The following is a 26,057-nucleotide window of genomic DNA, read 5'->3' as shown; positions in this document are numbered from 1 at the left end:
CAACAAGCCATTGTCCAAGCTCTTAGAGTACTTAAATGACGGCTATGAGTGGATAGTGGATATAGACCTAGAGAAATTTTTCGATAGGGTTCCTCAAGATAGATTGATGTCCTTAGTACATAACATTATCGAAGACGGAGATAGGGAATCCTTGATTCGTAAGTATCTTCATTCAGGTGTTATCATTAATGGTCAGCGTCATAAAACGCTAGTTGGCACACCACAGGGAGGAAATGTATCTCCTCTCTTATCCAATATCATGCTTAATGAATTGGACAAGGAATTAGAAAAGAGGGGACTTCGATTTGTGCGCTACGCAGATGATTGTGTGATGACGGTCGGAAGCGAGGCAGCCGCTAAGCGTGTGATGTATTCAGTCAGTCGTTTTATTGAGAAACGACTAGGTTTGAAAGTATAGTAAAATGAAATAAGAATAGGACAAACCGATCAGGACAGTCAAATCGATTTCTAACAATGTTTTAGAAGTAGAGGTGTACTATTCTAGTTTCAATCTACTATAATTTGAAGGGGAATGCCGTGGTTGTCTAAAATTTGTTCGAGGACATGATAGTAAGCATTCAAGGTCTCTTGTTTATCAAAATAAGCGCCTAGGATATTGCCAGAAGCATCATCAATGGCTAGGTGTAAGTTAGAGGTTTCTGCTCCAAACCAGGCATGAGGGCTAGCCTCCATTTAGATGAGTTCTCCAGCAAATTTCTTTCTGGGTCTACTAGGATGTAGCTTTTTAGTGTCTTCCAGGAAATCTTTAGCGGACGGTAAGATTGGATTGTCTAGGGGATGATTGCGGTTCAGTTTAGCTTGTTTTCTTAGTCTCTTCTTTGTCTTTCTGTGAGACTTGGGAGAGAGGATGTTTTCCTTATAGAGTATTTTTCTAACAGTTGTATCAGAGAGCTGAATTCCCTCTTCTTCAGCTAGTAATTCACAGAAATGAAGGACATTTGGTTTATATGTTTCATAGGAGAGGTATTTCTTTAGGACACGTTCTTTGATTTCATCAGGGATTGCATGTTTTGGTTTTCGATTTCTGTTTCCGTGTCTGAAGGCTTCTTTTCCTTTCTGTTGATAGGCTAGTAGCAGACGATTGATTTGTCTTTCAGAAAGATTCAGTTCGACACAGGCTCGATTCTTTGTTTTCTTTCCTTGGTCTATAGCTTTTATCACAAGATATTTTTTCGTTTCATTCATATTCAGTTGGATACTTTTCATACGACTATTTTATCAAATGGGACATTTTCACGTTCGATTTACTAAAGACATTCTCACATTCGAATTACATTCCATCCCTGAAAGCGTAAAACAAACTAGTCAGGGTGGCTAGTTTGTGGTATAATGAAAGAGACTCAAAAAGAAACAGGAGAAATATGATGGATTTACTTTTAGCAATTGTATTGATTGTGCTAGTTTTTCTAGGAGGAGCTCTGGGAGGAATGTACTTGGTTCGTAAGCAAATTGAAAAGGAATTTGCTGACAACCCACGTTTGAATGCTGAAGCAGTTCGTACTCTTTTGAGTGCAAATGGTCAAAAACCAAGCGAAGCCAAGGTACAACAAGTGTACCACCAAATCATCCGCCAACAAAAAGCAGCCCTTGCTAACAATAAAAAGAAAAAATAAATAAGGAAAAGTCTGGGATGAAAGTTCCAGACTTCTCACTATGTTGGTTATGGTTTAGGGATGAGACTTTTTCCTTGCATTCTATTGATATTTGATTATGATTAAGAGAGATAGTTGTTGATTAGGCTGTCATTATTCAGTTCATAAGGAACGGTAATCATAATGAACTATCAATCAGAAAAAAGACTAGAAAGAAGACTGTATGGATAATCGCCCAATTGGTTTTTTGGATTCGGGTGTCGGGGGCTTGACCGTTGTGCGCGAGCTCATGCGCCAGCTTCCCCATGAAGAAATCGTCTATATTGGAGATTCGGCACGGGCTCCCTATGGTCCCCGTCCTGCTGAGCAAATTCGTGAATATACTTGGCAGTTGGTCAACTTTCTTTTGACCAAGGATGTCAAAATGATTGTCATTGCTTGTAATACTGCGACTGCGGTCGTCTGGGAAGAAATCAAGGCTCAACTAGATATTCCTGTCCTAGGTGTTATTTTGCCAGGAGCTTCGGCAGCTATCAAGTCCAGTCAAGGTGGGAAAATAGGTGTGATTGGAACGCCCATGACGGTACAATCAGATATCTATCGTCAGAAAATTCATGATCTGGCTCCAGACTTACAGGTGGAGAGTTTGGCCTGTCCCAAGTTTGCCCCCTTGGTCGAGTCTGGCGCCCTGTCAACCAGTGTTACCAAGAAAGTGGTCTATGAAACCCTGCGTCCCTTGGTTGGAAAGGTGGATAGCCTGATTTTGGGTTGTACCCATTATCCATTGCTCAGACCTATTATTCAAAATGTCATGGGACCAAAGGTTCAGCTCATCGATAGTGGAGCAGAGTGCGTACGGGACATCTCAGTCTTACTTAATTATTTTGAAATCAATCGTGGTCGCGATGCTGGACCACTTAATCACCGTTTTTACACAACAGCCAGCAGCCAAAGTTTTGCACAAATTGGTGAAGAATGGCTGGAAAAAGAGATTCATGTGGAGCATGTAGAATTATGACAAATAAAATTTATGAATATAAGGATGAACATGACTGGTATGTCGGGTCCTATGGTATTTTTGGTGGCGTCCGGACGTTGACGGATGATGACTTGGATTTTCCTCTATTGGAGTTTGCCCAAAGATTTCGAGATGAGGATCGAGGTTTTCCTGTTTCTGTTACTGTTTTACGCTATGGTTCTCTCTACCGTTTATTGTCTTTTGTGGTAGATATCCTCAACCAAGAAATGGGACGAAATGTGGAAGTCATTCAACGTCAGGGGGGGGTTCTCTTAGTTGAAAATGGGCAACTCCTGCATGTAGAATTGCCTAAAGAAGGTGTTGATGTAGAAGCATTCTTTGAGACAAACAAGGTCAGAGAAACCTTATTGATTGCGACTCGTAACGAGGGCAAGACCAAGGAATTCCGAGCTATCTTTGACAAGCTAGGCTACGATGTGGAAAATCTTAATGATTATCCAGACCTGCCTGAAGTAGCAGAAACAGGTATGACCTTTGAAGAAAATGCCCGCCTCAAGGCAGAAACCATTTCCCAATTAACGGGCAAGATGGTTCTGGCAGATGACTCAGGTCTCAAAGTCGATGTCCTTGGTGGCTTGCCAGGTGTCTGGTCAGCTCGTTTCGCAGGAGTGGGAGCTACTGACCGTGAAAACAATGCTAAACTCTTGCACGAATTGGCCATGGTCTTTGAACTCAAGGACCGCTCGGCTCAATTCCATACAACCCTAGTCGTAGCCAGTCCCAACAAGGAAAGTTTGGTTGTTGAAGCAGACTGGCCAGGCTACATTAACTTTGAACCTAAGGGTGAAAATGGCTTCGGCTATGACCCTCTCTTCCTTGTAGGAGAGACAGGCAAGTCCTCAGCTGAATTAACCCTTGAAGAAAAAAATAGTCAATCTCACCGTGCCTTAGCCGTTAAGAAACTTTTGGAGGTATTTCCATCATGGCAAAGCAAACCATCATTGTAATGAGCGATTCTCATGGCGATAGCTTGATTGTGGAAGAAATCCGTGATCGCTATGTAGGCAAAGTTGATGCCGTTTTTCATAACGGCGATTCTGAATTGCGTCCCGATTCTCCACTTTGGGAGGGCATCCGCGTTGTTAAAGGGAATATGGACTTCTATGCAGGTTACCCAGAACGTTTGGTGACTGAGCTTGGTTCGACCAAGATTATCCAAACCCATGGTCACTTGTTTGACATCAATTTCAACTTTCAAAAGTTGGACTACTGGGCTCAGGAGGAAGAGGCCGCTATCTGCCTCTATGGTCACTTGCATGTGCCAAGTGCTTGGATGGAAGGCAAGACCCTCTTTCTAAATCCAGGTTCCATCAGTCAACCACGTGGAACCATCAGAGAATGTCTCTATGCTCGTGTGGAGATTGATGATAGTTACTTCAAAGTGGACTTTTTGACACGAAACCATGAGGTGTATCCAGGCTTGTCCAAGGAGTTTAGCCGATGATTGCCAAGGAGTTTGAGACTTTCTTGTTGGGGCAGGAGGAAACTTTTTTGACTCCTGCTGAAAATCTAGCCGTGTTGATTGATACCCACAATGCGGATCATGCGACCCTCTTGCTCAGTCAGATGACCTATACCCGTGTTCCTGTTGTGACAGATGAAAAACAGTTTGTTGGGACGATTGGGCTCAGAGATATTATGGCTTATCAGATGGAGCATGACTTGAGCCAAGAAATCATGGCAGATACGGATATCGTTCATATGACGAAAAGGGACGTAGCGGTTGTTTCGCCTGATTTTACCATTACGGAGGTCTTGCACAAGCTGGTAGATGAGTCCTTCTTGCCGGTTGTGGATGCGTCAGGGATTTTCCAAGGGATTATCACGCGCAAGTCTATCCTCAAGGCAGTCAATGCCCTCTTGCATGACTTTAGTAAGGAATATGAGATTCAATGCAAATGAGAGACAGGATTTCAGCCTTTTTAGAGGAAAAGCAGGGCTTATCTGCCAATTCTAAGCAGTCCTATAAGTATGATTTGGAGCAATTTTTAGATGTAGTGGGCGAGCGGATTTCTGAGACCAGTCTCAAGATTTACCAAGCCCAGCTAGCCAATCTGAAAATCAGCGCCCAGAAGCGAAAGATTTCGGCCTGTAACCAATTTCTCTATTTTCTCTATCAAAAAGGAGGAGTGGACAGCTTTTATCGTTTGGAATTAGCCAAACAAGCTGAAAAGAAGACCTCAAAACCAGAACTGTTAAACCTAGACTCTTTTTGGCAAGAAAGTGACTATTCAGAGGGCCGTTTACTGGCTCTTCTTATCTTGGAAATGGGGCTCTTGCCGAGTGAGATTTTAGCCATCAAGGTTGCGGACATCAATCTGGATTTTCAGGTGTTGCGAATCAAGAAGGCTTCCCAACAGAGGATTGTCACCATTCCTACGACCTTGCTTTCAGAATTGGAACCCTTGATGGGCCAGACCTATCTTTTTGAAAGGGGAGGGAAAGCCTATTCTCGTCAGTGGGCCTTCCGTCAACTAGAAGCTTTTGTCAAGGAGAAAGGTTTCACAACCTTATCAGCCCAAGCCTTGCGGGAACAGTTCATTCTAAGACAAATAGAAAACAAGGTCGATTTGTACGAAATTGCAAAAAAACTAGGATTAAAAACAGTCCTGACTTTAGAAAAATATAGATAATGGATATTAAATTAAAAGATTTTGAAGGGCCTCTGGACTTGCTCTTGCACCTGGTTTCTAAGTACCAGATGGATATCTACGATGTGCCTATCACAGAAGTCATCGAACAGTATCTAGCCTATGTCTCAACCCTGCAAGCCATGCGTCTGGAAGTGACGGGCGAGTACATGGTCATGGCCAGTCAGCTCATGCTGATCAAGAGCCGCAAGCTCTTGCCAAAGGTAGCGGAAGTGACAGATTTGGAGGATGACCTGGAGCAGGATCTTCTCTCCCAAATCGAAGAATACCGCAAGTTCAAGCTCTTGGGGGAGCACTTAGAAGCCAAGCACCAAGAAAGGGCCCAGCACTATTCCAAAGCACCCACAGAGCTGATTTACGAAGATGCGGAGCTTGTTCATGACAAGACGACCATTGACCTCTTTTTGGCTTTTTCAAATATCCTAGCCAAGAAAAAAGAGGAGTTTGCACAGAATCACACGACTATCTTGCGGGATGAGTATAAGATTGAGGACATGATGGTCATCGTAAAAGAGTCCTTGACTGGACGAGATCAATTGCGCTTGCAGGATTTGTTTAAGGAAGCCCAGAATCTCCAAGAGGTCATCACCCTCTTTTTGGCAACCCTAGAGTTAATCAAAACCCAGGAGCTGATTCTTGTGCAAGAGGAAAGTTTCGGAGATATTTATCTCATGGAAAAGAAGGAAGAAAGTCAAGTGGCCCAAAGCTAGACTTGATAGAGAGGAAAGATGAGTACTTTAGCAAAAATAGAAGCGCTCTTGTTTGTAGCGGGTGAAGATGGGATTAGAGTCCGCCAGTTAGCTGAGCTCCTCTCTCTGCCACCGACAGGCATCCAACAGAGTTTAGAAAAATTAGCCCAGAAGTATAAAAAGGACCCAGATTCCAGCTTGGCTCTGATTGAGACAGGGGGCGCTTATAGATTGGTGACCAAGCCTCAATTTGCAGAGATTTTGAAGGAATACTCTAAGGCACCTATCAACCAGAGTTTATCTCGGGCTGCCCTTGAGACCTTGTCCATCATTGCCTACAAACAGCCCATCACACGGATAGAGATTGATGCCATCCGTGGGGTCAACTCGAGTGGGGCCTTGGCAAAGTTGCAGGCCTTTGACTTGATACGAGAAGACGGGAAAAAAGAAGTGTTGGGTCGTCCCAACCTCTATGTGACTACGGATTATTTCCTAGATTACATGGGGATAAACCATTTAGAAGAATTACCAGTGATTGATGAGCTTGAGATTCAAGCCCAAGAAAGCCAATTATTTGGTGAAAGGATAGAAGAAGATGAGAATCAATAAGTATATTGCCCACGCAGGTGTGGCCAGTAGGAGAAAAGCAGAAGAGCTGATCAAGCAAGGTTTGGTGACGGTTAACGGCCAAGTGGTGCGTGAACTAGCAACCACTATCAAGTCAGGCGACAAGGTCGAAGTTGAAGGTCAACCTATCTACAACGAAGAAAAGGTCTATTATCTGCTTAACAAACCACGTGGTGTGATTTCCAGTGTGACAGATGACAAGGGTCGTAAGACTGTTGTCGACCTTCTGTCCAATGTAAAAGAGCGCATTTACCCAGTTGGACGTTTGGACTGGGATACATCAGGGGTCTTGATTTTGACCAATGATGGGGATTTTACGGATGAGATGATTCACCCTCGTAATGAGATTGACAAGGTTTATGTCGCGCGTGTTAAAGGTGTGGCCAATAAGGATAATCTCCGCCCCTTGACCCGTGGACTTGAGATTGATGGTAAGAAAACCAAACCGGCTGTCTATGAGATTCTCAAAGTGGACCCAGTCAAAAACCGCTCTGTGGTGCAGTTGACTATCCATGAAGGGCGTAACCACCAGGTTAAAAAGATGTTTGAAGCTGTCGGTCTCCAAGTAGATAAGTTGTCACGGACCCGTTTTGGACACCTAGACTTGACAGGACTTCGTCCAGGAGAATCCCGTCGTCTTAATAAAAAAGAAATCAGCCAACTACACACCATGGCTGTAACCAAGAAATAATGAAACGAATTTTAATAGCGCCTGTGCGCTTTTACCAACGGTTTATCTCACCAGCCTTTCCACCCTCTTGTCGCTTTGAGCCGACTTGTTCCAACTACATGATTGAGGCTATTGAAAAACATGGCTTCAAGGGTGTTTTGATGGGCTTGGCTCGGATTTTACGTTGCCATCCCTGGTCGAAAACAGGTAAGGACTCCGTCCCAGACCACTTTTCCCTCAAACGGAATCAAGAAGGGGAATGAGGTGGGGTAAATAGATTTCAAAATGATAAAAACGCATCCTATCAGGTTTGAGTGAACTTGATAGGATGCGTTTTAGAATGTCAAAATTTTATACTCTTCGAAAATCTCTTCAAACCGCGTCAGCTTCTATCTGCAACCTCAAANNTTCATTGAGTATTAAATTGAGTTTGAAGTGGCTTATTTCAAAGCTTTTTGTGTGTCTTCAATCATGAGTTTTGTTGATTCAAGACCGCCTCCACTTAGATACCAGAGGTCTGGTGTTAGTTGGATAATCTTACCATTTTTAGCGGCAGGTGTTTCAGCGATAAGGGCATTTTCTAGGACACCGTCGTTGCTAGAGTTATCCCCACCGATGGCAAGGGTACGGTTGATGACAAAGAGAATGTCAGGGTTGATTTCTTTGACACTTTCAAAGCTGACTTCTTGTCCGTGGCGAGAATCTTCAAATTGAGTATCAGTTGGCTTGAATTTCAAGGTTTGATACAAGAAAGAAAAACGAGATTGAGCACCAAAGGCTGCCATTTTTCCTTCATTAAGGAGGATGGCAAGGGCTTTTTTGTCAGAGCTTTCATTTTTAGTAGCGACTTCTTGAATGCTCTTGTCTAGCTTGACTAATTCTTCCTTGGATTTCTGTGCACCAGTTTCGCCGAAGGCGCTTGCTAAGGATTCGATATTAACCTTGGTAGAAGTCCAGTAGTCGTCCTTGCTTGCTTGGAAGAGAACTGTTGGGGCGATTTCTTTGAATTTGTCTACGAATTTTTGTGTACGTAGGGAAGCAATAATCAAATCAGGCTCAAGGGCGGCGATAGCTTCTAAATCAGGTTCTCTCATAGAACCAACATTTTTAACTTTTCCAGCTAGGTCTTTGAGATAGGTTGGTACTGTTTTTGTAGGCATTCCAACGATATTTTTTTCAAATCCTAGAGCACGAATAGTATCCGCAGCGCCGAGGTCAAAGGTCACAATCTTTTCAGGAACTTTGGAAAGTTTGACTTCGTCTAGTGAACTTTTAATGGTTATCTCTGTTGGAGCAGAGTTGCTTGTTTCCGACTGACTAGTGCTTGAGTTTGTATTTGTACTGCATGCACCAAGTAGAAGCAAGAAGCTGGCCACTAGGGCAGTGAAATAAAGTTTAAGGGATGTTTTCATGATTTCTCCTTTTTAAAATGTGATAACGATTTAGGGAGTCTCTTGGTCTTATTGACTAAGAGACCGAAGGTTCTCTAACTTGAGCTTCTATGTTACTAGCTATAGATACAGATCTTTTTGCCATTGATATCAGCTAGCGTGATAGGAATCTCATAGAGTTGACTGAGCAGGTCAGCCTGCATGATTTGATTGGTTCTTCCCTTGCTAAAGACCTGGCCGTCCTTGAAGGCGACAATCTCATCTGCATACTGACTGGCCATGTTGATATCGTGGAGGACGATGATAATGGTCTTGCCGAGTTCCTCCACCAGTCGCCGAAGAATCTGCATCATGCTGACGCTTTGCTTGATATCGAGATTGTTGAGTGGTTCGTCCAGCAAGATAAAGTCCGTATCCTGGGCCAGTACCATAGCGATAAAGACACGTTGGAGCTGGCCGCCAGACAGACTATTGATGTAGCGGTCTTTTAAGTTTATCAGTTCCAGATAGTTCAGAGTTTCTCGAATTTTTTCCCAGTCTTCTTCTCTCAGGCGTCCTCGGCTGTAGGGAAAACGTCCAAAGCTGACCAGTTCTTCAACGGTTAATTTTGCCTGGTAATTGATCTTCTGCTTTAGGATGGTCAGTTCTTGGGCTAGTTCTTGCGAATTCCAACTCTCGATTTCACGTCCTTTGATACTGAGAACTCCCTGATCTTTCTTGGTTAGTCTGCTCATGATGGAGAGGAGAGTCGATTTTCCAGCACCATTTGGACCAATAAAGGCTGTCAGTTTTTGAGGACTGACTTCAAGCGAAATGCCTTGCAAAATATCCTGTTTTTGAATGGATTTGTCAATGTTTTCCAGTTTCACTGACGAGACCTCCTATATAGTAAGATAAAGAATAAGAAGCCACCCACACTCTCAATGATCATACTGATACGAATTTCCAGTGCAAAGACTCGTTCAATCAAGGATTGCCCCAAGGTTAAGCTAATAAATCCAACCAGAATGGCCACTATAAAGAGTAACTTGTGCTGATAGTCTTTGACAATCAGGTAGGTGAGGTTGGCCAGCATAAAGCCGAAGAAGGCCATAGGTCCTACCAAGGCAGTGGCCGTTGAGGTCAAAAGCACGATTCCCCAGAGGAGCTCTTTCTGTTCTTTTTCAACATCGAGTCCCAATATCTGAGCCGTTTCTCTTTGCAGGTGCAAGACATCTAGAACGACTGCTTTTCGAAAGAAAAAGATTGTCAAAGCGAGGATGATCAGAGAACCGATGGCTAGGATGGAAGTGTTGAGATGTTGAAAGGAGGCAAAAAGACTATTTTGCAGTTTATCGTATTCGTTTGGATCCATTAGGACTTGAAGGAAGGTGCTGATATTTCGAAAGAGACTTCTGAGCGCTAGACAGATCAGAAGGATGAAGACCAGGTCTTGCTTCATCAGTGTCTTCAAGTAACCTTGTAAGGCGAGAAAGAAGAGGGACTGGACAAGAAGTAAGACTAGGAATTCTAAGATAGGGGATTTGCCAAGTTGAAGAAACTTGCTTTCAAAAACCAGTAGTAGGGTTTGTAGTAGGACGTAGAAGGATTCAATTCCCAAAATACTAGGCGTCAGGAAGCGATTTTCCGTCAGGGTTTGAAAACTAATGGTCGAAATCCCAGTCGCGATGGCTACCAAGAGATAAACGATGATCTTTTGGGAACGCAACTTCCAAGCAAAGGCTGACAAGTGAGTGATGGGCCAAAAGTAGAGAAGACAAGCTCCGATGGCAAGAATAATGAGAATCCAGAAGAGCTTGGTATGTTTGCTTTTAGTCTGCATCTTTTCGTCCCCCTCTCCAGAGAAGTAGGATAAAGACGAGGCTACCAATGATTCCTAGCAAGAGACTGACAGACAACTCATAGGGCCTGATCAGAACTCGGGATAGGATATCGCAAGCCAGAACTAGATTGGCACCAACCAGTGCGACCATGAGTTTGGTTTGACTTAGATTATCTCCATAGCGCTTGCGAACAAGATTGGGAACGATAACTCCGAGAAATGGTAAGGCACCCACGGTAATCATGGTGACGCTTGTCGTTAGCGCCACCAGAAAGAGGGCCAGTTTTTCAAGTAGGGAGTAGGAAATCCCCAAACTCTCGCTGGTTTCTTTCCCTAGATTCATGATGGTGAAGGTTTGGGATAATTTCCAAACGGTTATCAGGATGATGAGGCCTAAGAAGAGCCACTCATACTGATGGGTCTGAATCATGGAGAAGGAGCCCTGGGTCCAGGCAGTCATACTCTGAACCAGATTGAAACGATAGGCGATAACTTCTGTGACTGAGCCGATAATCCCGCTATAGATGATCCCAATCAGAGGCAACACCCACCTTTCCTTTACAGTAAAAATGGTCATAAAGGCTAGGAAGAAGAGGGTGAATACGATGGATGAAACAAAAGCGAAGAGCATCTTTTGGGTCAGACTAGCCGATGGAAAGACAAAAAGGCTCAGCACCATTCCCAGTTTGGCGGCTTCAGTCGTTCCAACTGTACTCGGTGCAGCAAACTGATTTTGGGTAATAGTCTGCATGAGAAGGCCTGCCATACTCATACTAGAGGCAGTCAGGAGAATACTGATAGTTCTTGGGAGACGGGACTCTTGAAAGAGGAGCCAGGTCTGCTGGTCGAAATCAAATAGCTTTCCCCATGAAAAATCACTGGTCCCAATGCTAATAGAGAGAAAGACTAGGAGTAGAAGTAAGCCAATTAAATAATGAGAAAGTTTCATACCCCGTCCTTTCATGTAGATTTGGTATCGAAAGATGCCTGCGGATATAAATGTAACATTATTTTTCTAATCTGTCAATAAAATTTCTGACAATTTAATGTAAAAAAGAAAGAAAAATTCCTGAAAGAATATCTGTCTCTCTTTTTTATAGGAAAACTGAGTAAGAAACTATCCACCTTCCCACTATCCTTCTCCTCTAAAAAGTGGTAAAATGGATGAAAGAAAGAAGGAACTGAAATGACAACATTATTTTCAAAAATTAAAGAAGTAACAGAACTTGCTGCGATCTCAGGTCATGAAGCGCCTGTCCGTGCTTATCTTCGTGAAAAATTGACACCGCACGTGGATGAAGTGGTGACAGATGGCTTGGGTGGTATTTTCGGAATTAAACATTCAGAAGCTGCAGATGCACCGCGTGTCTTGGTCGCTTCTCACATGGATGAAGTTGGTTTTATGGTCAGCGAAATCAAGCCAGATGGTACCTTCCGTGTGGTAGAAATCGGTGGTTGGAATCCTATGGTGGTTAGCAGCCAACGTTTCAAACTCTTGACTCGTGACGGTCGTGAAATTCCTGTGATTTCGGGTTCTGTCCCTCCACATTTGACTCGTGGAAAGGGTGGACCAACCATGCCTGCTATTGCAGATATCGTCTTTGATGGCGGTTTTGCGGATAAGGCTGAGGCAGAAAGCTTTGGCATCCGTCCTGGCGACACCATCGTGCCAGATAGTTCTGCAATCTTGACAGCCAATGAAAAAAATATCATTTCAAAAGCTTGGGACAACCGCTACGGTGTTCTTATGGTTAGCGAGTTGGCGGAAGCTCTGTCAGGTCAAAAACTCGGAAATGAACTCTATCTGGGTTCTAACGTCCAAGAAGAAGTTGGTCTCCGCGGTGCTCATACATCTACAACCAAGTTTGACCCAGAAGTCTTCCTTGCAGTTGACTGTTCACCAGCAGGTGATGTCTACGGTGGTCAAGGCAAGATTGGAGATGGAACCTTGATTCGTTTCTACGATCCAGGTCACTTGCTTCTCCCAGGAATGAAAGATTTCCTTTTGACAACGGCTGAAGAAGCTGGAATCAAGTACCAATACTACTGTGGTAAAGGCGGAACAGACGCTGGCGCAGCTCATCTGAAAAATGGCGGTGTTCCATCTACAACAATCGGTGTTTGCGCTCGTTATATCCATTCTCACCAAACCCTCTATGCAATGGATGACTTCCTAGAAGCCCAAGCTTTCTTGCAAGCCTTGGTGAAGAAATTGGATCGTTCAACGGTTGATTTGATTAAAAATTATTAAACCATAAGGGAGGTGGTAGGGATGGTAGAACCAAACCTAGAAAGCCTTATAAAAGATCTTTACAATTATGCTCGACATGATTTGAGTGAGGATTTAGTTGCTGCTCTCCTAGAGACTGCTAAAAAACTGCCTACTACAAATGAGCAATTGCTGGCAGTTCGTCTCTCAGGTTTGGTCAATCATGAATTGCTCCTAAATCCCAAACATCCGGCACCTGAGTTGCTCAATTTGGCTCGTTTTATCAAGAGAGAAGAAACCAAGTACAGAGGAACCGCAGTTTCTGCGCTTATGTATGGGGAGATTTTTAAAATGCTTTGATTCCATTGTGGATCAAAGTATTTTTTGGTACGACGGGCATGTCGTGCATCTGAGGTGTAAGTCCTCGGTGGGCACCTGCTACCGGTGAACCCAATAGCGATTCCCAAGCCTGACTATCGTGAGGTAGCGGATTAAAACGGTCTGGAGATAGACCGTTTTAAGTCTGACACTGGAAATAAGAATCGTTAGAGGAAGGGATAGCGAAATCGTGGCTCTACGAACAGGAAGGTGATAGTAAGGCGTATATAGCGGATAAGGGGGCCAGAAACTCTAAAGTCCAAAAAGGTAGTCGTAACCTATATGCGTAAATCACGAGAGTAATTGAATTCGGACTAAGGTTTGTGTGAAAAAGATAAATCTTTCTAGAGTCTAAAGACTCTGCGTCAGATTTCCTATTTTCACTCTAACCTTTTAACGTCCTCATATCTTGTATAAACGAGGAAAGATGTAGGACTTATCCCGTGAGATCTCATGAGCGCTGAAAGCGTAGTAACAAGGAATCATGAGAAGTCAGCCGAGACCATAGTAGTGATGAAACTTCTGTAATGGAAGTGGAACGAAGTGAGGAATCGTCAAACGGTAGGGGATAGGCTGTTTGAAGTGTGCTATGAGAAAGATAGGGTAAGGTGAAATTAATACTCTTCGAAAATCTCTTCAAACCACGTCAGCTTCATCCGTAACCTCAAAGCAGTGCTTTGAGCTGACTTCGTCAGTTCTATCTACAACCTCAAAACACTGTTTTGAGCAGCCTGCGGCTAGCTTCCTAGTTTGCTCTTTGATTTTCATTGAGTATAAATACGAACAAATTGATTGGGAAATTCAAATTGCTTTCTATCAATGTTTTAGAAGATACAGTGCCCTAGTCCAACTTCAATATACTATAGAAGAACAGATGGAAGCAATTATGATTTACTTCTATCTTTAAAATAAATGGTCTGATAGGAAAAACGTGTCTCCTAATAAAATATAGGATAGTACGGATGGAAGGCTTTTGTAGACTGGAGGACGAAGGAGTTTAGAAACTCTCGTTAAAAGTTAGTTGAACCGGAGTATGGTGATGTAAATCATTATCAAAAATTATTTCTAAATCGAAATAGTTGACAGTTGAAAGGACAAGTGTTACAATTATTCTATTCATTTCGATATCGAAATAATTGGAGGTGTTATGAAAGATAGTCATTTGCTAGCCCATCATATTCGTTTGTTGAATGGGCGGATTTTTCAGAAGTTACTGAGCCAAGATCCTGAGGCTCTTTATAGGGGTGAACAGGGTAAGATTTTAGCGGTTTTATGGAATAGTAAAACTGGCTGCGCAACTGCGACAGATATCGCGCTTGCGACTGGGCTTGCGAATAATACGCTGACGACTATGATAAAAAAGCTAGAGGAACAAAAGCTTGTAATTGTTAGTCCGTGTGGAAAAGACAAGCGTAAGAAGTATTTAGTTTTAACGGAGTTAGGCAAGTCCCAGAAAGAAGTGGGGCATCGTGTCAGTCAGAAATTGGATACGATCTTTTACAAAGGATTTTCAGAGGAAGAAATTCGGCAATTTGAAGCCTTTCAAGAAAGAATTTTGGCGAATCTGAAAGAGAAGGCAAAAGAGGATTAAAATAGATCAAATTAGCTGTTTATAAGTAAAGGCCGCTTTCGACTTTGTTTTCCAACTCTTAGGACAAGGAAACTATGTGGTTAGTTATGGTCAGACTCAGATTGATGGCCTTGCTTATGCCCAGTACAATATCTTCCGTTTAGAAAATGGAAAAATTGTAGAGCATTGGGACAATAAGGAAGTCATGCCTAAGGTAGAAGACATGACCAATCGAGGAAAGTTTTAAAATGAGGACAAAGAATGATTGAATACAAAAATGTAGCACTGCGCTACACAGAAAAGGATGTCTTGAGAGATGTCAACTTACAGATTGAGGATGGGGAATTTATGGTTTTAGTTGGGCCATCTGGCTCAGGTAAGACGACCATGATTAAGATGATTAACCGTCTCTTGGAACCGACTGATGGAAATATTTATATGGATGGCAAGCGCATCAAAGACTATGATGAGCGTGAACTTCGTCTGTCTACTGGTTATGTTTTACAGGCCATTGCCCTATTTCCAAATCTAACGGTTGCGGAAAATATTGCCCTGATTCCTGAGATGAAGGGCTGGACTAAGGAAGAAATTGCTCAGAAAACAGAAGAGCTTTTGGGCAAGGTTGGTTTACCAGTAGCTGAGTATGGGCATCGTTTGCCTAGTGAACTATCTGGTGGAGAACAGCAACGGGTTGGTATTGTCCGTGCTATGATTGGTCAGCCTAAGATTCTCCTCATGGATGAGCCTTTTTCGGCTCTTGATGCTATTTCGAGAAAACAGTTGCAAGTTCTGACAAAAGAATTGCATAAAGAGTTTGGGATGACAACGATTTTTGTAACCCATGATACGGATGAAGCTTTGAAATTGGCGGACCGTATTGCTGTTTTGCAGGATGGAGAAATTCGCCAGGTGGCGAATCCCGAGACCATTTTAAAAGCGCCTGCCACAGAATTTGTAGCAGACTTGTTTGGAGGTGGTGTTCATGACTAATTTAATTGCAACTTTTCAGGATCGTTTTAGTGATTGGGTGACAGCCCTATCTCAACATTTGCAGTTGTCACTGTTGACCCTGTTACTAGCTATTTTTATCGCGATTCCCTTGGCTGTTTCTCTTCGCTATCATGAGAAGTTGGCCAACTGGGTCTTGCAGATTGCAGGGATTTTTCAGACTATCCCGTCATTGGCCTTGTTGGGGCTCTTTATTCCCTTGATGGGAATTGGAACCTTGCCGGCTTTGACAGCACTAGTAATTTATGCGATCTTTCCGATTTTACAAAATACCATCACTGGACTCAAGGGAATTGATCCGAGTCTGCAAGAGGCTGGGATTGCCTTTGGGATGACTAGATGGGAGCGACTCAAGAAGTTTGAAATTCCACTGGCTATGCCGGTTATCATGTCTGGGATTCGGACGGCAGCAGTGTTGATTATCGGTACGGCAACCTTGGCTGCCTTGATTGGTGCTGGGGGACTAGGTTCCTTTATCCTTTTGGGAATTGACCGTAATAATGCCAGTCTGATTTTGATTGGGGCCCTTTCTTCAGCAGTGCTTGCCATTGCCTTTAACTTCCTACTAAAAGTGATGGAAAAAGCAAAATTGCGGACGATTTTTTCTGGTTTTGCCTTGGTGACCATATTGCTTGGTTTGTCTTATAGCCCAGCCCTCTTAGCTCAAAAAGAGAAAGAGAACTTGGTCATTGCTGGGAAATTGGGTCCAGAACCAGAAATTTTGGCCAATATGTATAAGCTCCTCATTGAAGAAAATACCAGTATGACTGCGACTGTTAAACCAAATTTTGGGAAAACAAGCTTTCTCTATGAAGCTCTGAAAAAAGGCGATATTGACATCTATCCTGAATTTACAGGAACGGTGACTGAAAGTTTACTTCAGCCATCACCGAAAGTGAGTCATGAGCCAGAGCAGGTTTATGATGTAGCGCGTGATGGTATTGCCAAACAGGATCATCTAGCCTATCTCAAACCCATGTCTTATCAAAATACCTATGCTGTAGCTGTTCCGAAAAAGATTGCTCAAGAATATGGCTTGAAGACCATTTCGGACTTGAAAAAAGTGGAAGGGCAGCTGAAGGCAGGTTTTACTCTCGAGTTTAATGACCGTGAAGACGGAAATAAGGGCTTGCAGTCAATGTATGGTCTCAATCTTAATGTGGCGACCATGGAGCCAGCCCTTCGCTATCAGGCAATTCAGTCAGGTGATATTCAAATCACGGATGCCTATTCAACCGATGCAGAGTTGGCACGTTATGATTTACAGGTATTGGACGATGACAAACAACTCTTCCCACCTTATCAAGGGGCTCCACTGATGAAAGAAGCTCTTCTCAAGAAACATCCAGAGTTGGAAACAGTTCTCAATAAATTGGCTGGTAAAATTACTGAAAGCCAGATGAGCCAGCTCAACTATCAAGTCGGTGTTGAAGGCAAGTCAGCAGAACAAGTAGCCAAGGAATTTCTACAAGAACAAGGTTTGTTGAAGAAATGATGGGGTAGAGACTTTAAACATACTGAACTCAACTTCCTTAAACGACTAGATAAAAGAATGCTCAGACAATTTCGTCTGGGCTTTTTTGATGTGAGAATGACTGAATGTCACTTAAAATGGAAAGAAAGAGAAAATTTTCATGATTTTCTAAAATTTTACTGTAAAGACAGTTGACTATTCATAAAATAGGTGTATAATATTTTGTGAACTACTTAACAAATAAGGGGTTTCAGCTCATGTCGACTAAGGTTAGAAATCTTGTGTATAGGCAGTTCATTATCTAATAGAGCGTTGCGTCCGAAAGTCTATCCAGACACGGCTCTTTAAAAACAAAAGGAGAAATGATGCATACTTATTTGCAAAAGAAAATTGAAAATATCAAAACAACCCTAGGTGAAATGTCAGGTGGTTACCGTCGTATGGTTGCGGCTATGGCTGATTTAGGATTTTCAGGAACTATGAAGGCTATCTGGGATGACCTCTTTGCCCATCGTAGTTTTGCCCAGTGGATTTATTTGCTGGTTTTAGGAAGTTTTCCTCTCTGGCTGGAGTTGGTTTACGAACATCGTATTGTTGACTGGATTGGGATGATTTGTAGCTTGACAGGGATTATCTGTGTAATCTTTGTATCGGAAGGTCGAGCAAGTAATTATCTTTTTGGCTTGATTAACTCTGTTATTTACCTTATTTTGGCCCTACAGAAAGGCTTTTATGGTGAGGTGCTGACGACACTTTACTTCACAGTCATGCAGCCAATTGGACTTCTAGTTTGGATTTATCAGGCACAGTTTAAGAAGGAAAAGCAGGAGTTTGTCGCGCGTAAACTGGACGGCAAGGGCTGGACAAAGTATCTTTCCATTAGTGTGCTTTGGTGGTTGGCCTTTGGCTTCATTTATCAGTCTATTGGTGCCAATCGTCCCTATCGTGATTCAATCACAGATGCAACCAATGGGGTAGGGCAAATCCTCATGACAGCTGTTTACCGTGAACAGTGGATATTCTGGGCGGCTACCAATGTCTTTTCAATCTATCTCTGGTGGGGAGAAAGCCTGCAAATTCAAGGTAAATATCTAATTTATCTCATTAACAGTCTAGTTGGTTGGTATCAATGGAGCAAGGCAGCTAAGCAGAATACTGATTTACTTAACTAGGAAAAGATGTTTGAAAGTGCTGTTTTGAGATTTCGATTAAAACAGATATAGTTGATAATCAAGGATTTATAGTATGAAAAAGAGGATCGGCGGGTCCTCTTTTGTTGTTGAAAAGATAAAAAACTCAGTAACCTAGAAATAAGACAACTGAGCTTTACTCTATATTCAATTTTTAGGAATGAGAAGGTCTAGATAAAATTGGACAACTTCCTGGTCTGTGAAATCTTGACCTTTTTTGAGCCACCAGGTCAATGTCTCGATAAAGTTGGACACGACCAAGTGTTGGAGGTAAGAAGTAGGTAGACTTGGGTGAGTTTGCTTCAAATCAGCAGCCAGCATGGGATAGACGTGGTGCTCAAGCTCTCTCTGTAGTTGACGGAGGAAATAGTCATTTTTGGAGAATAGTAGACTGGTGATATGGTCTTGGTTTTTCTGAAAATGCAGAAAGAGGTGGGCTAGGTAATCTTCGGTTGAAATGGCTTGCTCTCTTTCAAAAAGATGATGGAAGAGGTAGCGGCAGAGCTGGTCCAGAAGAAGCTCCTTACTCTCATAGTGACAGTAAAAGGTGGATCGTCCCACATCTGCGAGATCAATGATATCCTGAACAGTAGTGGCCTCGTAACCCTTAGCATTCAAAAGTTGTATAAAAGCTTGATAGATGGCTTTTTTGGTTTTGCTGATACGGCGGTCAATGTTAGTCATATGGACACTTAAGGCAAATTGTTCAGAACTGAATAAAGCTGACGTTTTGCTTCTATCCTTTCTTTGAGTTTTAGTGGATAATGATAATGAACAAGGTGTTCATAAATCTATTATAACAAAGGAATGAGAAATATGAAGGCAAAATATGCTGTTTGGGTGGCTTTTTTCTTAAATTTGACTTATGCCATTGTTGAGTTTATTGCAGGTGGAGTATTTGGTTCTAGCGCTGTTCTTGCTGACTCTGTGCATGACTTGGGAGATGCGATTGCAATTGGAATATCAGCTTTTCTAGAAACAATCTCCAATCGTGAAGAAGACAATCAGTACACCTTGGGCTATAAGCGGTTTAGCCTGCTAGGAGCCTTGGTAACAGCTGTGATTCTCGTAACGGGCTCTGTTCTAGTCATTTTGGAAAATGTCACGAAGATTTTGCATCCGCAACCAGTCAATGATGAGGGGATTCTCTGGTTAGGAATTATTGCGATTACTATCAATCTGTTAGCGAGTCTGGTGGTTGGTAAGGGAAAGACAAAGAATGAGTCTATTCTGAGTTTGCATTTTCTGGAAGATACGCTAGGGTGGGTAGCTGTTATCCTGATGGCGATTGTTCTTCGATTTACGGACTGGTATATCCTAGATCCTCTTTTGTCCCTTGTCATTTCTTTCTTTATTCTTTCAAAAACCCTTCCACGTTTTTGGTCTACACTCAAGATTTTCTTGGATGCTGTGCCAGAAGGTCTTGATATCAAGCAAGTAAAGAGTGGCCTGGAGCGATTGGACAATGTGGCCAGCCTTAATCAGCTTAATCTCTGGACTATGGATGCTTTGGAAAAAAATGCCATTGTCCATGTTTGTCTAAAAGAAATGGAACATATGGAAACTTGTAAAGAGTCTATTCGAATTTTCCTAAAAGATTGTGGTTTTCAAAATATTACCATTGAAATTGATGCTGACCTAGAAACTCACCAAACCCATAAGCGAAAGGTGTGTGACTTGGAACGGAGTTATGAGCATCAACATTAGAAAAAAGTGAAAAATACTTGGGTACTATCTTATTTGGAATAGAGTAATTTCTTTATTATTTAAATATTTCAAAAATTGGTAAGAGAAGAGCATTGTATAAACTCCAGATATATGATTGTTAATGATAAAAATTTTTCGATTAGGTGCAAAATGCTTGACTTGGAGTCAACTCAAAGTTATATAATAAGATAAGTGAGTTAGAGTAGCTTAAACTCAGTGAATGAAAGGAGAGGAGGTTAGCCTATGAATATTAAATCTGCCAGTGATTTGTTGGGAATTTCAGCGGATACGATTCGGTATTATGAACGGGTTGGTCTTGTGCCACCGATTACTCGTACTGCAACTGGGATTCGTGATTTTCAAGATCAGGATATAGAAGCGCTGGAATTTATTAAGTGTTTTCGTTCGACAGGTATCTCTGTAGACAGTTTAGTTGACTATATGTCGCTCTACCAAAAGGGGGATGAAACGCGAGAGGAGAGGCTTGGTATTTTAGAAGAGGAAAAGAAAAAATTAGAGGAGCGCTTGTCTCAGTTACAGACGGCTTTAAATCGCTTAAATCTCAAAATTAAACTTTATAAGGAAGGAAAATTTTAAATGAAATCAGCAGTATATACAAAGGCAGGTCAGGTTGGACTTGCTAGCATTGAACGTCCGCAAATAATAGAAGCGGATGATGTGATTATTCGTGTGGTTCGTGCGTGCGTTTGTGGTTCAGATTTATGGAGGTACCGTAATCCAGAAACGAAAGCTGGACACAAAAATAGTGGACACGAAGCGATTGGGATTGTTGAAGAAGCTGGGGAAGCCATTACGACGGTGAAACCAGGTGATTTTGTGATTGTCCCTTTTACACATGGATGTGGTGAGTGTGATGCCTGTCTTGCTGGATTTGACGGTTCTTGCGACAATCATATTGGCAATAATTTGGGGGGTGATTTTCAGGCAGAATATATTCGCTTCCACTATGCAAACTGGGCGCTGGTTAAAATCCCTGGTCAACCTTCTGACTATACAGAAGGGATGCTCAAGTCCCTTTTGACTCTTGCAGATGTCATGCCGACAGGCTATCATGCGGCGCGTGTTGCAAATGTTCAAAAAGGGGACAAGGTTGTTGTTATCGGTGATGGGGCTGTTGGTCAATGTGCTGTCATCGCGGCTAAGATGCGTGGAGCATCACAAATTATCCTTATGAGCCGTCATGAAGACCGTCAAAAGATGGCTATGGAGTCAGGTGCGACAGCTGTTGTTGCAGAACGTGGTCAAGAAGGAATTACCAAGGTGCGTGAAATCCTCGGTGGAGGAGCAGACGCAGCACTTGAATGTGTTGGTACGGAGGCTGCTATAGAACAGGCGCTAGGTGTTCTTCATAATGGAGGGCGTATGGGCTTTGTAGGAGTCCCACACTATAATAATCGTGCTCTTGGTTCGACATTTATGCAAAATATCTCTGTAGCAGGTGGGGCAGCTTCTGCTACAACATACGATAAGCAATTTTTACTAAAAGCCGTCCTTGATGGTGATATCAATCCAGGTCGCGTCTTTACTTCAAGTTATAAACTGGAAGATATCGACCAAGCCTACAAAGATATGGATGAACGTAAGACAATTAAGTCTATGATTGTAATCGAATAAAAAACGAATAGGAGTTTTAGAACTCTATTCGTTTTTTATGTTATCCTATTCTTGATTTAGGGTACTTTCTCTTAATGTCAGTTTGGTTCCCAACATGGTCAGGCTAGGTATTTTCCGACCGTGGAGTACTTCTTTGTTAAGAATATCCATACCTGCTCGCCCCATTTCTTCAGTATAAACTGTGATGCTGGAGAGGGGAGGATAAACCTGCTTGGTCAGGCTGGTGTCGTTAAAGGAAATGAGGCTGACACGGTCTGGTAGGCTGATTCCAGCTTCTTGGAGCGCACGAAGGGCACCGATGGCTAAACTATCGCTGGCTGCGAAAAATGCTGGTGGGAGTTGGTCTCCCAAGCTCTGAATGGCTTCCTTCATCAAGTCATAGCCAGACTGGGCAGTAAAGTTTCCTTGAAAGACCAGTTCATCATGATAGATTCCTTTTGCTTGACTGTAGTTTCTGAAATTTTCCAGCCGCTTATCCTTAATGATTTCTTCTTGGTCAGTTGTTTCTTCAAGGCCTGTTAGAATCCCGATACGGTCCATTCCTTGGCTGAGGAAATAATCGACAACCTGTTTCATGGCAGTGTAAAAGTCCGTAATAATACAAGTATGCCCCAGAGAAAGTGTATCACTGTCTAGAAAGACCAGGGGTTTTTGGTATTCTTCAAAGGCAGAAATCTGAGCTCGGCTAAATTTTCCAATGCAGAGAATCCCAATCACTTCCTCGCTTAAGGTAAAAGGATGGTCATTAAAATAGCGCAAGATATCATAGTCCAACTCTTGGGCTCTTTTTTCTATTCCTAGGCGAATCTGGTAGTAGTAGAGGTCGTCCAGCTCCCCTTGTTCGCTGACCCATTGGATAATGGCAATCTTTTGCTTGGGTTTGTGGGACTCGCCTGTCTTGAGGTGCTTGGTGTAGCCCAGCTCTTCAGCAACGGTTAAAATACGGTGTCTGGTTTCTTCTGTAACAGATAGGATCTGGTCGCGGTTGAGGACACGGGATACGGTCGCGATAGAGACAGAGGCTAGCTGTGCAATGTCTTTTAAGGTAGCCATAAATCCTCCTTGATTAGGTTAGTATATCATATTTTTCTGCTTTTTACTGATATTTTAGTAAAATTTTAGTAAAAAGGATTGACCTTGGGAAATTCCTTGGATACAATAGAAAGAAAACGATTACACGTTAAGATGGCTTAACGGACAGTCAAAGGAGAATTCATATGGCACAAGATCTTACTGCAGAAGCTCTTCGTAAAGACTTTCTTGCTGTTTTTGGTCAAGAAGCAGACCAAACCTTCTTTTCACCAGGCCGTATTAATTTGATTGGTGAACACACAGACTACAACGGTGGGCACGTTTTTCCTGCTGCTATTTCCTTGGGAACTTACGGTGCAGCTCGTAAGCGTGACGACCAAGTCTTGCGTTTCTACTCAGCTAACTTTGAGGACAAGGGCATTATCGAAGTGCCTCTCGCTGACCTCAAGTTTGAAAAAGAGCACAACTGGACCAATTATCCAAAAGGTGTCCTTCATTTCTTGCAAGAAGCTGGGCACGTGATTGACAAAGGTTTTGATTTTTATGTTTATGGGAATATCCCAAATGGTGCTGGCTTGTCTTCTTCAGCATCCTTGGAGCTCTTGACAGGAGTCGTGGCAGAGCATCTCTTTGATTTAAAATTAGAGCGTCTCGATTTGGTTAAAATCGGAAAACAAACAGAAAACAACTTTATCGGAGTCAACTCTGGTATCATGGACCAGTTTGCTATTGGTATGGGGGCCGATCAACGTGCTATTTACCTTGATACCAACACCTTAGAGTATGATTTGGTGCCACTTGATTTGAAGGACAATGTCGTTGTTATCATGAACACTAACAAACGCCGTGAATTGGCGGATTCTAAATATAATGAACGCCGTGCTGAGTGTGAAAAAGCAGTGGAAGAATTGCAAGTTGCCTTAGATATTCAGACCTTGGGTGAATTGGACGAGTGGGCCTTTGATCAATACAGCTATCTGATTAAAGATGAAAATCGTTTGAAACGTGCTCGCCATGCTGTGCTTGAAAACCAACGTACCCTTAAAGCTCAAGCAGCCCTTCAAGCAGGAGATTTGGAAACATTTGGTCGTTTGATGAATGCTTCTCACGTTTCTCTTGAGCATGATTATGAAGTAACTGGTTTGGAATTGGATACTCTTGTTCACACAGCTTGGGCACAAGAAGGAGTTCTCGGTGCTCGCATGACAGGGGCAGGTTTTGGCGGCTGTGCCATTGCCTTGGTGCAAAAAGATGCTGTTGAGGCCTGTTGGCAAACACTACGAGGAAGTAGTTGGCTACGCTCCAAGCTTCTATATCGCCGAAGTTGCAGGTGGCACTCGCGTCCTTGACTAGTCAAAAGGAGGCTCTATAGTGACCTTAGTAGATAAATTTGTAACACATGTCATTTCTGAAAGTTCATTTGAGGAAATGGATCGAATCTACCTGATCAATCGTGTCTTGGCACGAGTGGGAGACGGTGTTTTGGAAGTTGAGACCAATCTGGATAAATTGATTGACCTCAAGGACCAGCTGGTTGAGGAAGCCGTTCGATTAGAGACGATTGAGGATAGTCAGACTGCGCGTGAGATCCTTGGTGCTGAACTGATGGACTTGGTGACCCCTTGTCCGAGTCAGGTCAATCGTGACTTCTGGACAATCTATGGCCAATCTCCTGAGCAAGCGATAGCGGATTTCTACCAACTCAGTCAGAAGAATGACTACATCAAACTCAAGGCTATTGCTAAAAATATCGCTTATCGTGTTCCATCTGATTACGGAGAGCTTGAAATTACCATCAATCTCTCTAAGCCTGAAAAGGATCCCAAAGAGATTGCGGCAGTCAAGTTGGTGCAAGCTAGTAATTATCCTCAGTGTCAACTTTGTTTAGAGAATGAGGGCTACCATGGTCGAGTTAACCACCCAGCTCGCAGCAACCACCGTATTATCCGTTTTGAAATGGCTGGTCAGGAGTGGGGCTTCCAGTATTCGCCCTATGCTTACTTTAATGAGCATTGTATTTTCTTAGATGACCAGCATCGTCCCATGGCCATTAGTCGTCAGAGCTTTGAACGTCTGCTTGCTATCGTAGAGCAGTTTCCAGGATATTTTGCAGGCTCTAATGCCGACTTGCCGATTGTGGGTGGCTCTATTCTGACTCATGACCATTATCAGGGAGGCCGTCACGTTTTCCCTATGGAATTGGCTCCCTTGCAAAAGGTCTTCCGATTTGCTGGTTTTGAGCAGGTCAAGGCTGGGATTGTCAAATGGCCAATGTCAGTGTTGCGTTTGACTTCGGATTTCAAAGAAGATTTGATCAACTTGGCTGACAAGATTTTGCAGGAATGGCGCCAGTATTCAGATCCTGCAGTGCAGATTTTGGCAGAAACAGACGGAACACCACACCATACCATTACACCAATTGCTCGTAAACGCAATGGACAATTTGAGTTGGACTTGGTCTTGAGGGACAATCAGACTTCTGCAGAACATCCTGATGGCATCTATCATCCTCACAAGGATGTCCAACATATCAAGAAGGAAAATATCGGCTTGATTGAGGTCATGGGCTTGGCAATCTTGCCACCACGTCTGAAAGAAGAAGTGGAGCAAGTCGCTAGCTATCTTGTAGGAGAAGCTGTTACAGTTGCCGACTATCATCAGGAGTGGGCAGACCAACTCAAATCCCAACATCCAGACCTAACAGATAAAGAAAAAGCCTTTGAAATCGTCAAGGACTCTGTTGGTGCTATCTTTGCGCGTGTACTTGAGGATGCAGGTGTCTACAAGCAAACAGAACAGGGACAGGCAGCCTTTATGCGCTTTGTAGAACAGGTCGAAATTTTGCCAGACTAGGAGACTTCTCCTTGCACAGTACTATAAAAAGTAGTATCATAGTGTCGTTTGAACTATCAGGAGGAAATGATGAAAGATTTTCACTTTGATGCTATATCAGCTTTTGAAAATTATGAAATTAAAGAGATGAAAGATGGTCACGTTGTGGTGACCACAAAAGTAGTGGACTCGTCGCTCAACTACTATGGCTATGCCCATGGTGGCTATCTCTTTACCCTTTGCGACCAGATTAGTGGTTTGGTGCTCATTTCGCTAGGACTAGACGTAGTGACGCTTCAGTCCTCTATCAACTATCTCAAGGCAGGAAAACTAGACGATGTGCTGACTATTATAGTTGCTTAGTTTCAAACAAGCATGTTATAATAAAGCTATGGCATATAGTACAGATTTTAAACAGCGAGCATTAGATTACATCAAAGAGGGGCACAGCCATGTCGAGGCAGCCAAGGTTTTTGATGTTGGCGTCAGAACTCTCTTCACGTGGGAAAAGAACTTACGT

The 26,057-nt window shown here is 42.7% G+C and carries 28 protein-coding genes and 5 pseudogenes; 25 read left to right on the top strand and 8 right to left on the bottom strand.

The features are described from left to right. A pseudogene (locus tag HT708_RS06620) lies at positions 1–415 on the top strand (reverse transcriptase domain-containing protein); the annotation flags it as partial. A 95-nt stretch (positions 416–510) separates the two neighbouring features. On the opposite strand, the pseudogene HT708_RS06615 reads toward HT708_RS06620, so the two are convergent. Next, positions 511–1,206: pseudogene (locus HT708_RS06615) on the bottom strand (helix-turn-helix domain-containing protein); the annotation flags it as partial. A 179-nt stretch (positions 1,207–1,385) separates the two neighbouring features. On the opposite strand from HT708_RS06615, the gene HT708_RS06610 reads away from it, so the two are divergent. From HT708_RS06610 to yidD, 10 genes are all read left to right on the top strand, one after another. Beyond that, on the top strand, positions 1,386–1,634 hold the full coding sequence (locus tag HT708_RS06610; RefSeq protein WP_061646801.1) for a YneF family protein: 249 nt from the start codon (positions 1,386–1,388) through the stop codon (positions 1,632–1,634). 202 nt (positions 1,635–1,836) lie between these two features. Further along, positions 1,837–2,631 carry a glutamate racemase gene (racE, locus tag HT708_RS06605; RefSeq protein WP_000370374.1) on the top strand — a complete coding sequence of 265 codons (795 nt, stop codon included), beginning with the start codon at positions 1,837–1,839 and terminating at the stop codon, positions 2,629–2,631. Continuing rightward, positions 2,628–3,599 carry a nucleoside-triphosphate diphosphatase gene (locus HT708_RS06600; protein ID WP_172926162.1) on the top strand — a complete coding sequence of 324 codons (972 nt, stop codon included), beginning with the start codon at positions 2,628–2,630 and terminating at the stop codon, positions 3,597–3,599. Before racE ends, HT708_RS06600 begins: the two co-directional genes overlap by 4 nt. Beyond that, complete coding sequence (locus HT708_RS06595; protein ID WP_172926161.1) at positions 3,575–4,096, top strand: metallophosphoesterase; 522 nt, start codon at positions 3,575–3,577, stop codon at positions 4,094–4,096. Before HT708_RS06600 ends, HT708_RS06595 begins: the two co-directional genes overlap by 25 nt. Next, a complete protein-coding gene (gene cbpB / locus HT708_RS06590; RefSeq protein WP_172926160.1) occupies positions 4,093–4,554 on the top strand; it encodes a cyclic-di-AMP-binding protein CbpB in 462 nt (153 codons plus the stop codon). Before HT708_RS06595 ends, cbpB begins: the two co-directional genes overlap by 4 nt. Next, positions 4,551–5,285: a site-specific tyrosine recombinase XerD gene (xerD, locus tag HT708_RS06585; RefSeq protein ID WP_319637064.1), complete on the top strand. Its 735-nt coding sequence runs from the start codon at positions 4,551–4,553 to the stop codon at positions 5,283–5,285. Before cbpB ends, xerD begins: the two co-directional genes overlap by 4 nt. Then, complete coding sequence (locus HT708_RS06580; protein ID WP_049510484.1) at positions 5,285–6,013, top strand: segregation/condensation protein A; 729 nt, start codon at positions 5,285–5,287, stop codon at positions 6,011–6,013. The genes xerD and HT708_RS06580 overlap by 1 nt, the downstream gene beginning before the upstream one ends. Positions 6,014–6,031: 18 nt before the next feature. Beyond that, entirely contained in the window at positions 6,032–6,601 is a 570-nt protein-coding gene (gene scpB / locus HT708_RS06575) for an SMC-Scp complex subunit ScpB (protein WP_172926158.1), read from the top strand. Then, entirely contained in the window at positions 6,588–7,310 is a 723-nt protein-coding gene (locus tag HT708_RS06570) for a pseudouridine synthase (protein WP_049477823.1), read from the top strand. The genes scpB and HT708_RS06570 overlap by 14 nt, the downstream gene beginning before the upstream one ends. Then, a complete protein-coding gene (yidD, locus tag HT708_RS06565) occupies positions 7,310–7,552 on the top strand; it encodes a membrane protein insertion efficiency factor YidD (RefSeq protein ID WP_172926157.1) in 243 nt (80 codons plus the stop codon). Before HT708_RS06570 ends, yidD begins: the two co-directional genes overlap by 1 nt. Before the next feature lie 177 nt (positions 7,553–7,729). Here the strand turns inward: yidD and HT708_RS06560 are convergent, their stop codons facing one another. The 4 genes from HT708_RS06560 to HT708_RS06545 all read right to left on the bottom strand — a co-directional run bounded on the left by HT708_RS06560 (position 7,730) and on the right by HT708_RS06545 (position 11,451). Next, positions 7,730–8,701, bottom strand: a complete 972-nt coding sequence (locus tag HT708_RS06560) for a siderophore ABC transporter substrate-binding protein (protein WP_138706153.1) — start codon at positions 8,699–8,701, stop codon at positions 7,730–7,732. Positions 8,702–8,796: 95 nt separating this feature from the next. Then, a complete protein-coding gene (locus HT708_RS06555) occupies positions 8,797–9,549 on the bottom strand; it encodes an ATP-binding cassette domain-containing protein (RefSeq protein ID WP_172926156.1) in 753 nt (250 codons plus the stop codon). Next, positions 9,546–10,502 (bottom strand): iron chelate uptake ABC transporter family permease subunit, encoded by a 957-nt coding sequence (locus tag HT708_RS06550; RefSeq protein ID WP_050272672.1) that lies wholly within the window; start codon positions 10,500–10,502, stop codon positions 9,546–9,548. Before HT708_RS06550 ends, HT708_RS06555 begins: the two co-directional genes overlap by 4 nt. Then, complete coding sequence (locus HT708_RS06545) at positions 10,492–11,451, bottom strand: ABC transporter permease (RefSeq protein ID WP_172926155.1); 960 nt, start codon at positions 11,449–11,451, stop codon at positions 10,492–10,494. Before HT708_RS06545 ends, HT708_RS06550 begins: the two co-directional genes overlap by 11 nt. Positions 11,452–11,688: 237 nt before the next feature. On the opposite strand from HT708_RS06545, the gene pepA reads away from it, so the two are divergent. Both pepA and HT708_RS06535 read left to right on the top strand, forming a co-directional pair. Beyond that, positions 11,689–12,753 carry a glutamyl aminopeptidase gene (pepA, locus tag HT708_RS06540; RefSeq protein ID WP_000209170.1) on the top strand — a complete coding sequence of 355 codons (1,065 nt, stop codon included), beginning with the start codon at positions 11,689–11,691 and terminating at the stop codon, positions 12,751–12,753. 21 nt (positions 12,754–12,774) lie between these two features. Continuing rightward, positions 12,775–13,071, top strand: coding sequence for a bacteriocin immunity protein (locus HT708_RS06535; protein ID WP_119948259.1), 297 nt, complete (start codon positions 12,775–12,777; stop codon positions 13,069–13,071). Positions 13,072–13,725: 654 nt separating this feature from the next. Here the strand turns inward: HT708_RS06535 and HT708_RS12160 are convergent. Then, a complete protein-coding gene (locus tag HT708_RS12160) occupies positions 13,726–13,857 on the bottom strand; it encodes a hypothetical protein (protein WP_257390041.1) in 132 nt (43 codons plus the stop codon). A 379-nt stretch (positions 13,858–14,236) separates the two neighbouring features. On the opposite strand from HT708_RS12160, the gene HT708_RS06530 reads away from it, so the two are divergent. The 5 genes and pseudogenes from HT708_RS06530 to pnuC all read left to right on the top strand — a co-directional run bounded on the left by HT708_RS06530 (position 14,237) and on the right by pnuC (position 18,313). Beyond that, positions 14,237–14,680: a MarR family transcriptional regulator gene (locus HT708_RS06530; RefSeq protein WP_000655206.1), complete on the top strand. Its 444-nt coding sequence runs from the start codon at positions 14,237–14,239 to the stop codon at positions 14,678–14,680. Between the two features lie 37 nt (positions 14,681–14,717). Next, positions 14,718–14,906: pseudogene (locus HT708_RS06525) on the top strand (polyketide cyclase); the annotation flags it as partial. A 14-nt stretch (positions 14,907–14,920) separates the two neighbouring features. Then, complete coding sequence (locus HT708_RS06520; RefSeq protein WP_172926154.1) at positions 14,921–15,649, top strand: ABC transporter ATP-binding protein; 729 nt, start codon at positions 14,921–14,923, stop codon at positions 15,647–15,649. Beyond that, positions 15,642–17,162, top strand: coding sequence for an ABC transporter permease/substrate-binding protein (locus HT708_RS06515; protein WP_172926153.1), 1,521 nt, complete (start codon positions 15,642–15,644; stop codon positions 17,160–17,162). Before HT708_RS06520 ends, HT708_RS06515 begins: the two co-directional genes overlap by 8 nt. 344 nt (positions 17,163–17,506) lie before the next feature. Beyond that, a complete protein-coding gene (pnuC, locus tag HT708_RS06510; protein WP_000557779.1) occupies positions 17,507–18,313 on the top strand; it encodes a nicotinamide riboside transporter PnuC in 807 nt (268 codons plus the stop codon). A gap of 165 nt (positions 18,314–18,478) precedes the next feature. Here the strand turns inward: pnuC and HT708_RS06505 are convergent, their stop codons facing one another. After that, a complete protein-coding gene (locus tag HT708_RS06505) occupies positions 18,479–19,015 on the bottom strand; it encodes a TetR/AcrR family transcriptional regulator (protein WP_000181701.1) in 537 nt (178 codons plus the stop codon). Between the two features lie 132 nt (positions 19,016–19,147). On the opposite strand from HT708_RS06505, the gene czcD reads away from it, so the two are divergent. From czcD to HT708_RS06490, 3 genes are all read left to right on the top strand, one after another. Beyond that, entirely contained in the window at positions 19,148–20,038 is an 891-nt protein-coding gene (gene czcD, locus HT708_RS06500) for a cation diffusion facilitator family transporter CzcD (protein WP_000645109.1), read from the top strand. 243 nt (positions 20,039–20,281) lie between these two features. Beyond that, entirely contained in the window at positions 20,282–20,635 is a 354-nt protein-coding gene (gene nmlR, locus HT708_RS06495; RefSeq protein ID WP_172926152.1) for a stress response transcriptional regulator NmlR, read from the top strand. Then, positions 20,636–21,673 (top strand): zinc-binding dehydrogenase, encoded by a 1,038-nt coding sequence (locus HT708_RS06490; RefSeq protein ID WP_000833735.1) that lies wholly within the window; start codon positions 20,636–20,638, stop codon positions 21,671–21,673. Between the two features lie 45 nt (positions 21,674–21,718). Here the strand turns inward: HT708_RS06490 and galR are convergent, their stop codons facing one another. Further along, positions 21,719–22,726 (bottom strand): DNA-binding transcriptional regulator GalR, encoded by a 1,008-nt coding sequence (gene galR / locus HT708_RS06485; protein ID WP_172926151.1) that lies wholly within the window; start codon positions 22,724–22,726, stop codon positions 21,719–21,721. A gap of 164 nt (positions 22,727–22,890) precedes the next feature. Here galR and HT708_RS06480 point away from each other — a divergent pair. The 4 genes and pseudogenes from HT708_RS06480 to HT708_RS06465 form a co-directional block, all read left to right on the top strand. Beyond that, a pseudogene (locus tag HT708_RS06480) lies at positions 22,891–24,058 on the top strand (galactokinase). Between the two features lie 18 nt (positions 24,059–24,076). Then, positions 24,077–25,558: a UDP-glucose--hexose-1-phosphate uridylyltransferase gene (locus HT708_RS06475; protein WP_172926150.1), complete on the top strand. Its 1,482-nt coding sequence runs from the start codon at positions 24,077–24,079 to the stop codon at positions 25,556–25,558. A 69-nt stretch (positions 25,559–25,627) separates the two neighbouring features. Continuing rightward, a pseudogene (locus tag HT708_RS06470) lies at positions 25,628–25,888 on the top strand (PaaI family thioesterase); the annotation flags it as partial. A 40-nt stretch (positions 25,889–25,928) separates the two neighbouring features. Beyond that, the coding region (locus tag HT708_RS06465) for an IS630 transposase-related protein (RefSeq protein ID WP_238375689.1) at positions 25,929–26,057 on the top strand (129 nt) is incomplete at its 3' end.

It is taken from the genome of Streptococcus sp. 3613, assembly GCF_013277375.1.
GTDB classification, from domain to species: Bacteria; Bacillota; Bacilli; order Lactobacillales; family Streptococcaceae; genus Streptococcus; species Streptococcus pseudopneumoniae.
This window is presented reverse-complemented; position numbering and strand designations above follow the sequence as displayed.

Bases quoted from the DNA above. Each gene is read 5' to 3' on its own strand.
- czcD (WP_000645109.1), top strand. From the start codon at position 19,148: ATGAAGGCAAAATATGCTGTTTGGGTGGCTTTTTTCTTAAATTTGACT.
- pnuC (WP_000557779.1), top strand. From the start codon at position 17,507: ATGCATACTTATTTGCAAAAGAAAATTGAAAATATCAAAACAACCCTA.
- scpB (WP_172926158.1), top strand. From the start codon at position 6,032: ATGAGTACTTTAGCAAAAATAGAAGCGCTCTTGTTTGTAGCGGGTGAA.
- HT708_RS06515 (WP_172926153.1), top strand. From the start codon at position 15,642: ATGACTAATTTAATTGCAACTTTTCAGGATCGTTTTAGTGATTGGGTG.
- HT708_RS06505 (WP_000181701.1), bottom strand. From the start codon at position 19,015: ATGACTAACATTGACCGCCGTATCAGCAAAACCAAAAAAGCCATCTAT.
- galR (WP_172926151.1), bottom strand. From the start codon at position 22,726: ATGGCTACCTTAAAAGACATTGCACAGCTAGCCTCTGTCTCTATCGCG.
- cbpB (WP_172926160.1), top strand. From the start codon at position 4,093: ATGATTGCCAAGGAGTTTGAGACTTTCTTGTTGGGGCAGGAGGAAACT.
- xerD (WP_319637064.1), top strand. From the start codon at position 4,551: ATGAGAGACAGGATTTCAGCCTTTTTAGAGGAAAAGCAGGGCTTATCT.
- racE (WP_000370374.1), top strand. From the start codon at position 1,837: ATGGATAATCGCCCAATTGGTTTTTTGGATTCGGGTGTCGGGGGCTTG.
- HT708_RS06610 (WP_061646801.1), top strand. From the start codon at position 1,386: ATGGATTTACTTTTAGCAATTGTATTGATTGTGCTAGTTTTTCTAGGA.
- HT708_RS06560 (WP_138706153.1), bottom strand. From the start codon at position 8,701: ATGAAAACATCCCTTAAACTTTATTTCACTGCCCTAGTGGCCAGCTTC.
- yidD (WP_172926157.1), top strand. From the start codon at position 7,310: ATGAAACGAATTTTAATAGCGCCTGTGCGCTTTTACCAACGGTTTATC.
- HT708_RS06530 (WP_000655206.1), top strand. From the start codon at position 14,237: ATGAAAGATAGTCATTTGCTAGCCCATCATATTCGTTTGTTGAATGGG.
- HT708_RS06595 (WP_172926161.1), top strand. From the start codon at position 3,575: ATGGCAAAGCAAACCATCATTGTAATGAGCGATTCTCATGGCGATAGC.
- HT708_RS06570 (WP_049477823.1), top strand. From the start codon at position 6,588: ATGAGAATCAATAAGTATATTGCCCACGCAGGTGTGGCCAGTAGGAGA.
- nmlR (WP_172926152.1), top strand. From the start codon at position 20,282: ATGAATATTAAATCTGCCAGTGATTTGTTGGGAATTTCAGCGGATACG.
- HT708_RS12160 (WP_257390041.1), bottom strand. From the start codon at position 13,857: ATGAAAATCAAAGAGCAAACTAGGAAGCTAGCCGCAGGCTGCTCAAAA.
- HT708_RS06490 (WP_000833735.1), top strand. From the start codon at position 20,636: ATGAAATCAGCAGTATATACAAAGGCAGGTCAGGTTGGACTTGCTAGC.
- pepA (WP_000209170.1), top strand. From the start codon at position 11,689: ATGACAACATTATTTTCAAAAATTAAAGAAGTAACAGAACTTGCTGCG.
- HT708_RS06550 (WP_050272672.1), bottom strand. From the start codon at position 10,502: ATGCAGACTAAAAGCAAACATACCAAGCTCTTCTGGATTCTCATTATT.
- HT708_RS06520 (WP_172926154.1), top strand. From the start codon at position 14,921: ATGATTGAATACAAAAATGTAGCACTGCGCTACACAGAAAAGGATGTC.
- HT708_RS06535 (WP_119948259.1), top strand. From the start codon at position 12,775: ATGGTAGAACCAAACCTAGAAAGCCTTATAAAAGATCTTTACAATTAT.
- HT708_RS06545 (WP_172926155.1), bottom strand. From the start codon at position 11,451: ATGAAACTTTCTCATTATTTAATTGGCTTACTTCTACTCCTAGTCTTT.
- HT708_RS06600 (WP_172926162.1), top strand. From the start codon at position 2,628: ATGACAAATAAAATTTATGAATATAAGGATGAACATGACTGGTATGTC.
- HT708_RS06580 (WP_049510484.1), top strand. From the start codon at position 5,285: ATGGATATTAAATTAAAAGATTTTGAAGGGCCTCTGGACTTGCTCTTG.